The 14,317-nt window shown below is 37.8% G+C and carries 15 protein-coding genes and 1 other annotated feature; all 15 genes read right to left on the reverse strand.

Annotated elements, in window-relative coordinates; translation table 11 throughout:
* Positions 1 to 36: 36 nt before the first annotated feature.
* Positions 37 to 2,805 (reverse strand): isoleucine--tRNA ligase, encoded by a 2,769-nt coding sequence (gene ileS / locus BFJ97_RS03485; protein ID WP_068983236.1) that lies wholly within the window; start codon positions 2,803 to 2,805, stop codon positions 37 to 39.
* A gap of 203 nt (positions 2,806 to 3,008) precedes the next feature.
* Positions 3,009 to 3,228 (reverse strand) — a binding site (T-box leader).
* Between the two features lie 77 nt (positions 3,229 to 3,305).
* Positions 3,306 to 3,830 carry a DivIVA domain-containing protein gene (locus BFJ97_RS03490; protein WP_068983237.1) on the reverse strand — a complete coding sequence of 175 codons (525 nt, stop codon included), beginning with the start codon at positions 3,828 to 3,830 and terminating at the stop codon, positions 3,306 to 3,308.
* A 95-nt stretch (positions 3,831 to 3,925) separates the two neighbouring features.
* A complete protein-coding gene (locus tag BFJ97_RS03495) occupies positions 3,926 to 4,714 on the reverse strand; it encodes an RNA-binding protein (protein ID WP_068983238.1) in 789 nt (262 codons plus the stop codon).
* A gap of 126 nt (positions 4,715 to 4,840) precedes the next feature.
* On the reverse strand, positions 4,841 to 5,131 hold the full coding sequence (locus BFJ97_RS03500; protein WP_068983239.1) for a hypothetical protein: 291 nt from the start codon (positions 5,129 to 5,131) through the stop codon (positions 4,841 to 4,843).
* Between the two features lie 438 nt (positions 5,132 to 5,569).
* Positions 5,570 to 5,851 carry a YggT family protein gene (locus BFJ97_RS03505; RefSeq protein ID WP_068983240.1) on the reverse strand — a complete coding sequence of 94 codons (282 nt, stop codon included), beginning with the start codon at positions 5,849 to 5,851 and terminating at the stop codon, positions 5,570 to 5,572.
* A 20-nt stretch (positions 5,852 to 5,871) separates the two neighbouring features.
* A complete protein-coding gene (locus BFJ97_RS03510) occupies positions 5,872 to 6,369 on the reverse strand; it encodes a cell division protein SepF (protein WP_068983241.1) in 498 nt (165 codons plus the stop codon).
* Positions 6,353 to 7,057: a YggS family pyridoxal phosphate-dependent enzyme gene (locus BFJ97_RS03515; protein WP_068983502.1), complete on the reverse strand. Its 705-nt coding sequence runs from the start codon at positions 7,055 to 7,057 to the stop codon at positions 6,353 to 6,355. Before BFJ97_RS03515 ends, BFJ97_RS03510 begins: the two co-directional genes overlap by 17 nt.
* 151 nt (positions 7,058 to 7,208) lie before the next feature.
* Positions 7,209 to 7,445: a PRC-barrel domain-containing protein gene (locus tag BFJ97_RS03520; RefSeq protein ID WP_053594630.1), complete on the reverse strand. Its 237-nt coding sequence runs from the start codon at positions 7,443 to 7,445 to the stop codon at positions 7,209 to 7,211.
* 283 nt (positions 7,446 to 7,728) lie between these two features.
* Positions 7,729 to 7,887: a hypothetical protein gene (locus tag BFJ97_RS24505; RefSeq protein ID WP_175401661.1), complete on the reverse strand. Its 159-nt coding sequence runs from the start codon at positions 7,885 to 7,887 to the stop codon at positions 7,729 to 7,731.
* A gap of 512 nt (positions 7,888 to 8,399) precedes the next feature.
* Positions 8,400 to 9,173 carry an RNA polymerase sporulation sigma factor SigG gene (gene sigG, locus BFJ97_RS03525; protein ID WP_049668350.1) on the reverse strand — a complete coding sequence of 258 codons (774 nt, stop codon included), beginning with the start codon at positions 9,171 to 9,173 and terminating at the stop codon, positions 8,400 to 8,402.
* A 114-nt stretch (positions 9,174 to 9,287) separates the two neighbouring features.
* Entirely contained in the window at positions 9,288 to 9,995 is a 708-nt protein-coding gene (sigE, locus tag BFJ97_RS03530; RefSeq protein WP_053594633.1) for an RNA polymerase sporulation sigma factor SigE, read from the reverse strand.
* Between the two features lie 13 nt (positions 9,996 to 10,008).
* Positions 10,009 to 10,842 (reverse strand): sigma-E processing peptidase SpoIIGA, encoded by an 834-nt coding sequence (locus BFJ97_RS03535; protein WP_068983242.1) that lies wholly within the window; start codon positions 10,840 to 10,842, stop codon positions 10,009 to 10,011.
* Positions 10,843 to 11,165: 323 nt separating this feature from the next.
* The gene (gene ftsZ, locus BFJ97_RS03540) at positions 11,166 to 12,320 is read right to left on the reverse strand and encodes a cell division protein FtsZ (protein WP_068983243.1); all 1,155 of its coding nucleotides are present in this window, start codon (positions 12,318 to 12,320) and stop codon (positions 11,166 to 11,168) included.
* Positions 12,321 to 12,566: 246 nt separating this feature from the next.
* Complete coding sequence (gene ftsA, locus BFJ97_RS03545) at positions 12,567 to 13,850, reverse strand: cell division protein FtsA (RefSeq protein ID WP_068983244.1); 1,284 nt, start codon at positions 13,848 to 13,850, stop codon at positions 12,567 to 12,569.
* A 98-nt stretch (positions 13,851 to 13,948) separates the two neighbouring features.
* Positions 13,949 to 14,317, reverse strand: a complete 369-nt coding sequence (locus tag BFJ97_RS03550) for a small basic family protein (protein ID WP_068983245.1) — start codon at positions 14,315 to 14,317, stop codon at positions 13,949 to 13,951.

Consider the following 14,317-nt stretch of genomic DNA (forward strand, 5'->3'; position numbering starts at 1 on the left):
CTCGGCATAATTGCGTCCGGAATCGGCTGAAAGAACTTAAACGTAATATTTTTCTACAACTTCCGCACAACGTGTACACACTGTTGGATGCGCTTCATTTGAACCAACTGTTTCAGAAATTGACCAGCAACGCTCACATTTTTCGCCTGTTGCTTTCTCTACAACAATCGATGCATGTTCTAGAGCTAATGCATTTGCAGGTGCCGCTTCTATTGGTGCTACTTCAAAGGCAGAGACGATTGAAAGTTGCGCAAAGTCAATGTTTGCATCTTTCAATAAAGCTGCCACATCTTCTTTTGCATAAACTGTCACTTTTGCTTCAAGTGATTTACCGATTGTTTTTGCATTACGAGCTTCCTCTAATGCTTTTAAAAGATCATCACGAACATCAATGATTTTTACCCATTTTGCACGTAGACTTTCAAAGTTTTCATGTTCATCAACCTCTGGGAAGTCTGTTAATTGTACAGATACCTCTTCGACAACACCTTGAGCATGTAAATAAGACCACATCTCATCAGCTGTATGAGGGATAATTGGTGACATCACTTTTACTAACGTCATTAATGTGTCATAAATAACTGTTTGCATTGCACGGCGATCTTTGTTGTCATTGCCTTCAATGTATACAACGTCTTTTGCAATATCTAAATAGAATGAAGATAATTCTACCGCAACAAAGTTATTCACTGCATGGTAAACGGCTGCGAAATCATAGCGATCGTAAGCAGCACGTACAGTTTTTAACACATCTTGTAGACGCATATAAACGTATTGATCCATTTCACGAAGGTCTGCATACGCTACTCGATCTTTCGCTACATCGAAATCAGCTACATTGCCGTGTAAGAAACGGAATGTGTTACGGATTTTTCGATAAACCTCAGATACTTGCTTCAACATATCCATCGAGATACGAACATCGGCTGTATAATCCACTGAAGCAACCCATAAACGAAGAATATCTGCTCCGTATTGATCCATAACCTTTTTCGGGATAATGACATTTCCTAAAGATTTACTCATCTTACGACCTTCACCATCTAGAACGAAACCATGTGTTAATAGTCCCTTATATGGTGCATAGCCATTAATAGCTACTGACGTAATTAATGATGAGTTAAACCATCCACGGTGTTGGTCAGAGCCCTCTAAATATAAATCAGCTGGATATTTCATACCACGTTCTACTAATACACCTTGGTGTGAAGAACCTGAGTCGAACCACACGTCCATAATATCATTTTCTTTTGTAAATTCGCCGTTCGGGCTACCTGGATGTGTGAAGCCTTCAGGTAATAATTCTTTAGCCGTTTTTTGGAACCAAATATTTGACCCATGTTGACGGAATAATGCTGAGATATGGGCAATTGTTTCTGGTGTAATAATTGGCTCACCATTTTCAGCATAGAAAATCGGAATTGGAACACCCCATGCGCGCTGACGTGAAATTACCCAGTCTCCACGGTCACGAATCATATTATAAAGGCGTGTTTCACCCCAAGCAGGTGTAAATGCTGTTGATTTCACAGCTTCTAGTAACTCATCACGGAATGCATCAACAGACGCAAACCATTGTGGTGTTGCACGATAAATAACTGGTTTTTTCGTACGCCAGTCATGTGGATAAGAGTGCGTGAAGAAGTTAAGCTTTTCTAATGCGCCTACTTCTTTTAATTTTTCTGTGACCATTTTATTTGCATCATTGTAGAATACACCTTCAAAACCAGGTGCCTCATCTGTATAGCAGCCACTATTATCAACAGGACTAAGAATTGGTAGACCATATTGCTTACTAATATGATAGTCATCTTCCCCGTGTCCTGGTGCTGTATGAACACAGCCAGTACCCGCTTCAGCAGTTACATGCTCTCCAACCATCACAAGCGATTCACGGTCATAAAATGGATGCTGTGCAACAACTCGATCTAGTGCCTCACCCTTTACTTCCTGAACTACTTCATATGCATCCCACTCAAGTTCGTTAGCAACTGTTTCTAATAACTCTTTAGCAATGATGAATTTTTTATCTGCAACTGCTACAACAACATAGATAAATTCAGGGTTTACAGAAATCCCTAAGTTCGCTGGAATTGTCCAAGGTGTTGTTGTCCAGATAATAAATTTAGCATCTGCTGGTACAACATCTTTAGCATCTTTAATTGCAAAGCTTACATAAATAGACGCCGATTTAATATCTTGATATTCAATCTCTGCTTCTGCAAGTGCAGATTCAGATGATGGAGACCAGTAAACTGGTTTTAACCCTTTATAAATATAGCCTTTTTCAGCCATCTTGCCGAATACTTCAATTTGACGTGCTTCAAATTCAGGCTTTAATGTAATATATGGATTTTCCCAATCACCGCGAACACCTAAACGGCGGAATTGTATACGTTGGTTGTCGATTTGCTCGTAAGCATACTCTTCACATAATTTACGGAATTCAGCAACAGACATTTCTTTGCGCTTTACACCTTTGTTCGTTAGAGCCTGCTCGATTGGTAAACCGTGTGTATCCCAACCTGGAATATAGTTTACATGGTAACCAGTCATAGAGCGATGACGTGTAATCATGTCTTTCAATACTTTATTCAAAGCGTGACCGATATGGATATCACCATTCGCATATGGAGGGCCATCGTGTAACACATATTCAGTGCGTCCTTCAGTGCGCTCCATCTGTAATTTGTTAATGTCCATTTCATCCCATTTTTCTTGCATCTTCGGTTCATTTGCCGGTAAGTTTCCACGCATTGGGAAATCTGTTTTTGGCATTAATAAGGTATCTTTATACTCAACCATTTTTCAATTCCTCCTTTATTTTTACAAACAAAGAACATATGCACTAAGGCTTTCATTCACATACGACAGTTATTAGCAAAATCAACACATTTTAACAACGAGAGTATAAATTCAGATTTAGGATTCAAAGCATTTATCCATTTCACATTTATAGAAATGGAAGCCTTCCGCCATTTGAACATAAAAAAAGCCTCTCAATCCCTCAAAGGGACGAGAAGCTTATACTCGCGGTACCACCCTAATTGCAGCACAAAATTGTACTACCACTTAAAGCACGTTAACGTCGTGCATCACGAAATAACTTACTTCATTCAGTTATTTAGCTCCGAAGTGATGTTCATTGTTATTTGCATGTTTGGGCTCACACTATCCCCAAATCGCTTAACTACGCCTAACAAATACTGTCTTCGTCTCTGCCTGTATGCATATCTGTTCAAAATAATTACTATTACAATAGTATATGAAAATCAAACAATCACGTCAAGTTTCACTTATTGCATTTAAACTTGATCGGCCTCCTGAGCTTCTTCAACAGATGCTTGAATTTCTGTAAGATCAATATCATATTGTAGCAAGTGATCCCAGTCATCTGCATTTAGTAAATCAAGCTGTGCTTCTACAAGCATTTTAAAACGATTACGGAATACTTTTGATTGTTTTTTTAGCTCATCAATTTCAATTGTCACTTTACGAGCTTTCGTTAAAGCCTCATTGATAATACGATCAGCATTTTTTTCTGCTTCCTTTACAATGAGTTTAGCTTCTTTTTGAGAATTTCTTCTTACTTCATCGGCTGCTTCTTGCGCGACTACAATTGATTTTTGTAATGTTTCCTCTAACGTGTTAAAATGTCTCGCTTGTTCTAAGGACATTTCTAATTGTCTGTCTACTTCCTTTTTTTCACGTAGCAAAATTTCATAGTCTTTAATAATTTGATCTAAAAATTCATTTACTTCATCTTCAGCATAACCTCTGAACGATTTGGTAAACTCCTTATTATGTATATCAATAGGTGATAATGGCATACGATCCTTCTCTCCTTTACATGTACATTCGTATTTCCTATTATACAATTGTTCCAACAACTTAGCAGTAAAAATTAATGAAATTTACTTGGTTTTTAGCTTTTTTGAGTCAATCGACCGACTTGTAAACGAATTTTATCTTTTTTTGTACGGCCTTCTGTCATTATAATTTTTACTCGACCGCTTCCGCGTACTGATAAAATATCTCCTTCTTGTAATTCAAAAGCAACTGTATCCCGCTCAGTCCAATTAACACGTACCTTTTTTCCTGTAATTAACGCTTGTGCTTTTTGGCGGGAAATTTTTAAAACCGTTGAAATAATAACATCTAAACGCATGGAAGAAACAGTATGAGACTCTTCTAGCCACTCTTCCTCATTTTGTAGCAAAGGCTCCATCTCTTTAATCGATTCTACATGTACCTTTACTTTGCCAATGCCTGTTAAATGTAAGCGTACATATTGTGCTACCTCATTCGCTACTACAAATTGTACTTGGTGTTCATTTACACGAATATCACCGAATTTGCCACGATTCAGTCCTAATGATAATAATGCCCCTAGAACATCTGGATGTCGTAGTTGTACAAATTTCACAGGATATTGAATTGAAAATACTGTAAGCTGAAAATCTTCCTCCACAGGCTCATAATAAGTAGGATAAATAAGCATACGTTGTCTTTCTGCTTCATCAAAGAGCCCAGCACTAACTGTTTTCAATGTGTCTTCTTGACCAATAATCGATGTAACAATAAAACGTTGTCGAGGATCTAAAAAATCAGTAAGCTTTGGAGCATATCGATCCTCCACCTCATGTTGCCAACTCACAACCTGTTCAATAAAAGGCTGTTCATCTTTCCTAAAATGCTGAATTAAATGCTCCATGTTTACTCCACCTCTATTATCTCTCTTTTACTAGTTTAATTTCATTGGTATTTTAAGGATCTATTCAGATGTTGTTTAACCATTCTTTCTTATCTACACTAATTAATTAGTAGGCTCTGATTTCCGCTACGGGCTACTCGCTTTGTTGCTGTCGCTTCGCTTTCGCACAGATAAAACATTTGTTGCTGTCGCTTCGCTTTCGCACAGATAAAACATTTGTTGCTGTCGCTTCGCTTTCGCACAGATAAAACATTTGTTGCTGTCGCTTCGCTTTCGCACAGATAAAACATTTGTCGCTGACGCTTCGCTTTCGCGCAGAGCAAAGCTTCCTGCGGGCGAGCGTCGAGCCGCTTCCTCCACTAAAGGAACGAAGGCTAAGTGCGTCACGTCCTGTGACAATGCCTTCGTAACCAACATCGTGTTGGCCTCAGGGTCTCGTCTGTCTCGCTTTCCCGCGGGAGTCGAGTAGCCCTACGCTACAATCAGTTAGAATGGGCATATATTAGCAAAATATCAACCAAAAAATCCTTTTATCAGTCAATAAAAAAACTATATTTCCCTAATCAACACGCTTAGTTTTATATTTAAAAATAGGAGCAGCTACAACCTCCACTCCAATCAACCTATATACAAAGCATACGTATTAACAAATGTCATCCCAACAATACTTTTTAATCAAGAACAGATTTAGTATTGATCCTTAATTTCAGTTGAATTTGCTTTAGATTGCCAAAACACCGTTCCCTACTCACGCTTATGAATTCTAGGGAATCATCACTAAGTTGTTAGCAATATTTTTGTTAAATATAGTATTCCCAATAAATAAAAAATCCCCACCGTTCGTGAGGATTTCTTTTAGAAGAACATTTCATATATTTTTTCAATAACAATAAAAAGTCCGTTTTGAATAAAATTAAGCATAAAAATTGCCACAATTGGCGAGATATCAATCATACCAATTGGAGGGATGAATTTCCTAAAAATCCCCAAGTAAGGCTCACATACTTTTTTAAGAAAACGACCAATTGCTGAATCTTGGGCAGCAGGTACCCAAGACAGTAAAACATATCCAACTAACATATAAGAATATATCCTAAATGCTAATGATGCATAACCTAGAATTACCCATAAAGTCATATAAACTACAATCCTCGCTATTAATTATCGTCTAAAATAAAATTCGAAATTTCGCCAGACACTTCTACATTATCAGGTGTACATAGGAAAATGTCTTTTCCAATCCTTTGAATATCACCGCCAAGTGCATAAACTGTGCCACTTAAAAAATCAATAATTCGTACACCTTGCTCTCGCTCAATACGTTGCAAATTGAGGATTGTTGCGCGTTTATTTTTTAAATGTTCAGCAATATCCTGTGCTTCTGCATAAACTCTAGGTTCAACTAATACAACTTTTGCACCTTTAGAATTCATAGCTGCCTGTAAACTTACAATGTTGTTTGTCGTATTTGTACTCTGCGGAAAAATTTCCTGAACGGGTGCCTTTCGCTCCTTAATAACTTTTTTTGGCTTCACTGATTGAATTTGTTGCTGTTGTTGTACGGGTTGTTGCTGTTGAACAGGAGCTTGCGTGATTTCTTCTTCTATTTCTTCCTCAAGATAAAAGAAATTTTTAATTTTATTTTTCATGCTCATCCTCTTCCCCTCTTTCATTTCCAACAAGAGCCGTTCCAACTCGAACAAATGTAGCCCCTTCCTCTACCGCCATTTCAAAGTCATTAGACATGCCCATTGATAACTCGGTACAAGGCGCGTGTACGAATCCTTGCTCGGCTATTTGCTGTTGACATTGTTTTAATTGCTTAAAAACAGAGCGAATAATTGTTTCCTCATCTGTATTTGGTGCCATTGTCATTAGACCAACAACTTGAATTTTTGTAAAACTCTTTAATGATTCAATAAAAGGCAGAATTTCCTCGATTGCTAAACCATGTTTTGACTCTTCGCCGGATACATTAACTTGTACAAAACATTTGACAGGTTTGTCTGCTCTTTTTTCAATTTCTTCTGCTAAACTCAAACGATCTAATGAATGCAAATAATCAATGCTGTTAATGACTTGTTTTACCTTACGTGTTTGTAAAGACCCAATATAATGCCAATGTACATCAGCTTGAATCGCCTCAATTTTACGATTTAAGCCTTCAGGACGGTTTTCTCCTAAATGAATCAGTCCTGCATCAATAGCTTCTTGTGTTCTTTCTACTGAAACCTCTTTTGTCACTGCAATAATTTGGACTTCGTTTTCTTCTCGATTAGCACGTTTTTTTGCTGCTTGTATAAGATCATTAATTTTATTCAAATTTGATATGATTTTTGTCACTGTTTTTCCCAACTTTACAACAATAGTTTCTTTTATTGTAACAAGCAATGCTTGAATTATCAATGAATAGCCTGACCTAAGTGAAATTACATTTAACCCATTTGCAGCTTAAAAACAGCTTTGGTTTTAATAAGCGTAAAAACTGCGCACTTTAGGATAATGCTTTTACTAAAATGACATCCTTGCCAACCACAAGTACATCTTTCATATACACTTTCCTAACAGATTCTTCCCCGCGAAAAAGGCCTAAATATTTTCGGGGCTCCGCAATCATAAAAGCCGTTACATAGCCTGTTTCTTTGGATACCTCTGCATCAACCACAAATCCTAAAAAGCGTCCATTGCCTGCTTCAATAACTTCTTTTTGCTGCAACATCGAGAAACGCATATTTTCCCTCCCTAACTAAATCAATTACTCTCAACATCGTTTTATCTCAATCAATTGTGCCTTGGTCTGGAATCGGCTTTGTGCTTGCACAAAGCCGATTCCATGACATCCTGCCGGGGGCTTTAACTTCTTTCAGCGGGCGTTTGGACACCCGCTGAAAAATAGCTTACATTCGCATTAATCTCACCACTTATAGAGATGGGAGACTTCTGCTGAAAGAAGTTAAACTATGTTCTCTCTTTATATTTATGTGTTCATTGTTGTTTAAATGAAAATGAAATGATCAAGTGAATGTTGTAAAAATGTCATAGTTAAATTGAATTTGGCTCTTTGGCAAAACGTGTGGTTGATTTCCGTTCCGACTGAGCGCTTTGTTGCTGACGCTTCGCTTTCGCACAGATAAAACATTTGCTGCCGCTACGTTAACACTACGCTTTCGCACAGAAAACATCCGCTTCGCTGCAGGGTCTCGGGCCTACACGATGTAGGTCACGAAGGCGTTATCACACAGGACGTGATGCTCTTAGCCTTCGTTCCTCTATCGCTAATCCCCAAGGAGTCGCTCAGTCTCCACTACAATCAACTAATTCATTTAGTATGTATCTTCTAGCACGTCACTCTCTAATTTATAGTGATAATATGCGAAAGCATAACATCATAATAAATATTTAAATTCGTAATCAAAGCCACAGCAGATATCAATAACATTCTCTATTCTGTTCGATTATAGTAAGTAGCCAGCGTTCATTGTTGAATACATAAATTAAAAGTACTACGCTATCATTGATTGGAGCGGAAGGCTACTCGACTCCCGTGTGAAAGCAAAGCGATAGCAACGTAGCGGAGGAAGCGGCTCGATGCTCGCCCACAGGAAAGCGGGTAGGCTGAAACGGAAATTACTTACATTTTGTTATAATTAAAATGCGCACCGAGGAATTCGGATGCGCATTGTTTTTACTTATAATCTTTCTGCATTGTTTCAATTGCATTTTTTTCTAGACGTGAAATTTGCGCTTGAGATATTCCCAATTCCTTTGCAATTTCAGTTTGTGTCTCACCGTAATAAAAACGCTTTGCAACAATCATTTGTTGACGATCATCTAACTTTTGTAAACTTTCCTTTACCGACACGTAGGCAACCCATTGATCTTCTGATACATCATCATCACGTAATTGGTCCATCATATAAACAGCGTCTCCACCGTCAGAATAAATGGGCTCTTGTAATGAAACTGGATCTTGAATGGCATCTAAAGCAAATAATACATCTTCCTTTTTCATGTCAATCATTTCAGCAATTTCTTCAATTGTTGGTTCTCTTAAATTATCGGTTATCCATTGCTCTTTTGCCTGCATCGCCTTATACGCAATATCTCTAAGAGAACGAGAAACACGTAATGCATGATGATCACGCAGATGGCGACGAATTTCACCAATGATCATTGGTACAGCATATGTTGAAAATCGCACATTATGCTTCAAATCAAAATGATCAATGGCTTTCATGAGGCCAATACAGCCTACCTGAAATAAATCATCTGCCTGTTCACCCCTGTAGGCAAATCTACCGACAATACTAAGCACTAACCTTAAATTGCACATTACAAGCTCTTCTCTAATCTCTGTTTCTCCAGCTTGTAAACGGATGAATAATTCCTTCATTTCCTCGTGCTTTAAAATTGGCAAAGTCGATGTATCTAAGCCGCAAAGATCTACTTTAGTTCGCATATTCGATTCCTCCGGATGTTATTCTCTGACTAAACCGTGACATCAGTTTGTCCGAGAGAAACGAGAATATGCACAAAAGCTAAGACCAATTTTAGGTAGGTTAAATTTCCCTACTTAAGATATCGGTTGATTCAAGTTTTCACGTAAATCTTGAATAATTTTCTTCTCTAATCGGGAAATATATGATTGCGAAATACCTAAATGATCAGCTACTTCTTTCTGAGTCATTTCAATTTTTCCATTTAGTCCGAAACGACATTCCATAATATATCTTTCACGCGCCCCTAGTAAATTAATGGCATGAAACATATGTTGACGTTCAATTTTTTTCTCTACATTATCTAAAATAATATGTTCTTCTGTTCCTAAAATATCAGACAATAACAATTCATTTCCATCAGCATCGGAGTTTAATGGTTCATCTAATGAAACTTCACCCTTCATGCGACTTGTTTTACGTAGATGCATCAAAATTTCATTTTCAATACAACGTGATGCATATGTGGCAAGCTTAATATTTTTATCTGTATTGAACGTTTCAATCGCCTTAATTAAACCGATCGAACCAATACTTATTAAATCCTCAATCGGCGTACCTGTATTATCAAAACGTCTAGCAATATAAACAACAAGACGCAAATTACGTTCAATTAGTGTATCTCTAGCTCGTAAATCACCATTCATAAAGGATGCAATGACTGTAACTTCTTCTTCTCGACTTAGTGGCACTGGCAATGAATCATTTCCCCCTATATAGTACGTTTCACGACTTCGAAACTTACTCCATAATTTTTTCAAGCTAGCAAGTAGCCTAAGAAGCAATAGTTCTCCCCCTCTATGAGTTATTTGAAAGCGCTGAAAAATGTAAAATTGCTGCTGTGCTATGCGGAAAATTTTTAGCTTTTTTTGTTAATACGATATATTCATTCGTTTTCACTTGTGAGTGCTCCCCCTTTATATGCCACTCCTCAAAGCGGAAACCTAGTACAACTGACTGCTGTTGCACTGTATTAACATGAATAAATCGAATATAACGCTGATAATCTTCTGAAAACATGGATACATTATACGGATCAGTTTCTTGCCATTCCAATAATGATTTGCAAAATGCTGCAGGTAAATGTGGTTTTAAAGCGGCATAAGAGACAAAGTGAACAGGTTTCCCTGATAATGGCTCGATAGCTTGATTACCTGTATCTAGGAATGCAGAAAGCGGTATCTTTACATTAAAAATTTTTAACGTCGTATCAAACACAAACTGACCACTTAACCGCTCTAGCTTTACAAATCCCCATTGCTTATAAAAAGCAATAAGATTACTAACAGCTAATAGTAGGCAAATAATTATAAAATGGACGGCAGAAAGACTTTTTAAATATGGTTGTAACGCCGTTAACAATCCACCGATAACGATTGTTGCTGTCAAAACAATTGGTCCTTGCTTTTGAAAGCTTCGAATCTTGAAACGAAAAGCTATCCCAATTAGTATGAAAAAGCTCAGCAGCGTTGTTAACAGCATTTGACCACCTATTACAGCTACAAAACTACTACAAATAGAACTCATTAATAATCTCGTATTCTTTACAAAAACCCCTGTTACCTTTGCCGTAAACTTGAGTATCGCTAGGTTAAAAAGCGTATTAATGAGCACCAGCCATTCTCCATACATAACAGCCGCCTCCTATATACAAAGTTAGCATGTTACACTCACAAATATTGTCAAACAATCGCATCATTTCCTTAAAATGTTTTGACAAAATACATCCTTTCCTTACACAATCTGAACAATCAATTAATTTCTCATAATTATTAGCGCTGTCGCCTGTTTACGTTTCTCTAGGCAAACGACCAATCAACATTGGTACTTCAATTTTACTTTCGCCACAATAACATTTGCCGAATAAGATAAAATTTTTACTTTGGAAATATAAAAAACTCGTATTTTACATATGTAAAATACGAGTTTTTTAGAAGTCAGATGCTTTCAATTTATCAGCGATTTCTACGATTACGTAAAAATGCTGGTACCTCAAGCATGTCATCCTGCGCATAATTTTGTTGATTTTGACGTGGTTGCTCTTGCTGTACATGTACATCTTGTCGTGGTTCACGCACCGGAGCTTGCTGTTGCTGTACAGCTTGTCTATTTGTATTGATCGTCGGACGTGTAGTATTACGTTGTTGCTGTAAAGCTTCCTCCGAGAAACCTGTCGCAATAACTGTGACAATAATTTCATCTTTTAGATTTTCGTTAATAACAGAACCGAAAATCATATTTACTTCTTCATCTGATGCTGAAGCTACGATGTCTGCGGCTTCTTGTACTTCAAATAAGCTAAGATTCGAGCCACCTGTAATATTCATAAGAACACCTTTAGCGCCATCAATTGAGGATTCAAGTAAAGGACTTGAAATAGCTTTCTTAGCTGCTTCAGCAGCACGGTTTTCACCTGTAGCAATACCAATCCCCATTAACGCTGAACCTTTGTTGGACATAATTGTTTTAACGTCTGCAAAGTCTAAGTTAATAAGACCTGGTGTTGCAATTAAATCTGAAATACCTTGTACACCTTGACGTAAAACATTATCTGCCTCACGGAATGCCTCTAGCATTGGCGTTGATTTATCAACGATCTGTAATAGCTTGTCGTTCGGAATGACGATTAGCGTATCAACAGACTCTTTCATGCCACCAATACCACCGATAGCTTGTGTTTGTCGTTTGCGACCTTCAAACGTAAATGGACGCGTTACAACACCGACTGTAAGAGCTCCTAAATCACGAGCAATTTGTGCAATTACTGGCGCGGCCCCAGTACCAGTTCCTCCGCCCATTCCAGCTGTAACGAATACCATGTCTGCACCACGTAGAACCTCTTCTAATTGTTCACGGCTCTCTTCTGCAGCTTTTTTCCCTACCTCTGGATTTGCACCTGCACCTAACCCACGTGTTAATTTTGTACCAATTTGTAGCTTTATTTCTGCTTTCGATAAATTTAGCGCTTGTGCATCTGTGTTAACTGCGATAAAGTCAACACCTTGTACACCATGTTCTATCATTCTATTGACAGCGTTGTTACCGCCGCCACCAACACCAATGACTTTTATTACTGCAAGTTGATCAACACTTGTATCAAATTCTAACATTTCTTTTTCCTCCCACGGTAACTCGACTCTGTATCATTCATTACGCATTCTAGATCAATTATGCCTCGGTATAATTGCGTCCGGAATCGGCTTTGTGCTGGCACAAAGAACTCCTTTCCGATTCCGTGACATCCGCCGGAGGCATTAACTTCTTTCAGCAGGTGTTTGGACATCTGCTGAAAAGTAGCTTAAATCCGCATTCACCTCTCACTACCAATAAAGGCGGGAGACTTCAGCTGAAAGAAGTTAATCAAAAAACTTATCAAATAATTTTTTTGCTCTCCCAATTACGCTCCCTTTTGATTCTGAAGGTGTAGCATATTCTTGCTTTTTATGTGTGGCTGCTGAAGATCCGACAACTGCATATTCAATAGGCTGCGTATTAGTACTTTTCCCATAAAAATCATCTTCTAAATAGGCGTAACGAATAAGTCCAACCGCTGTCGTAAATGAAGGCTCTCTAACGCCAATATAATCGGGTGTATAAATTCTAACACGGGTTTGCAGAATCTGACGTGCCAATTGAGCAATACCCTCAAGTTTTGCAACGCCACCAGTTAAAACAACACCGCCTGGTAAATCTCGAACACCTAGACGTGCTAACTCGTCAATCACTAACTCAAATAGTTCTTCCAAGCGAGCGCCTATAATTTCAGATATATAGCGCTGGCTGTACTGATCTGTTGAATCTGTCCCGACAACCGGTACTTCAAAGAGTTCATCATCTGATGCATCATCATAAAAGGCATGTCCAAATTGATGTTTTATTTGTTCTGCCTGTTCTGTTGGTGTTTTTAAGACGATCGAAATATCTTTCGTGATGTGATCGCCACCAATAGGAATAACACCCGTATGTGTCAACAGTCCCTCTTCGAATACTGCGATAGTAGTTGAACCGCCGCCTAAATCAACGAAAGCCGTACCTTGGTTTTTTTCATCCTCTGTTAATGCAAAAAAGCCTGCTGCTAATGGTTGCAAATATATTTCTCGAATACTTAAACCTGCACGTTCTACACAACGTAGAACATTGTGTAAAAGTGTCTTAGAGGTTGTAATCATTGTGGCATCCATTTCTAAACGGATACCAATCATACCTCGTGGATCTTTAATCTCATCTAAGTTATCGACAATAAATTGTCTTGGAATGATGTTAACTAATTCACGTTCAGGAGGTATTGACATGACTTGTGCAGATTCTACCACTCTATCTAAGTCATCATCTGTAATTTCTCTGTTTTCACTATTTACAGCGACAACACCTTTAACTAGCTGTAACATCGTTTGGTTTGCAGGAACACCTAAAACGACTTCATTAATTTGATATCCTGTCATTCGTTCAGCTTGTTCTATTGCTTTTCGAATCGATTGAACTGTTGCATCAATATCAACAATTGCACCTTTTCTTACTCCATTCGATTTTACATTTCCGACGCCAATTACATGTAATTGACCGTCACCCATTTCACCTATTAATACCTTGATAGAGGATGATCCTATATCAAGAGAAATATATAAATCTTGCTGATTCAATTAGCTGCACCTCCTTGAAAAATGCTCTTATCCTCATTCTATTGTAAATTCAGCATAATGTCTAAGCAAATCGAGCATTTTGCACAATTTTTCTCTAATTATATGGTATTTTTCCTTTTCTCGTGACGTTTTTCGTCTATCTTAGTTAGTAAAATTCGCCTAATTATTGCTATATTCTGGAACAAACGTACTCCAAAAGCGAAAATAGCTGCTAAATACAAGTCTACCCCTAAATACACACCTAAAAAGGCTAATCCTGCTGCAAGAATTATATTAAAAAAGAATCCAGATACAAATACTTTATCATCATATACTTGCTGTAGTTGAGCACGAATACCGCCAAATAATGTATCCAGGGCTGCTAAAACAGCTATCGACAGATAATTTTCATATATAGAGGGTATTTGAATATTTGTTAACAAGCCAAGGGCAAGTCCAAATATCAGACCTAAAAATGGTAGCCACAT

Source organism: Lysinibacillus xylanilyticus, assembly GCF_001708185.1.
In the GTDB taxonomy this organism is placed as follows: domain Bacteria; phylum Bacillota; class Bacilli; order Bacillales_A; family Planococcaceae; genus Lysinibacillus; species Lysinibacillus xylanilyticus_A.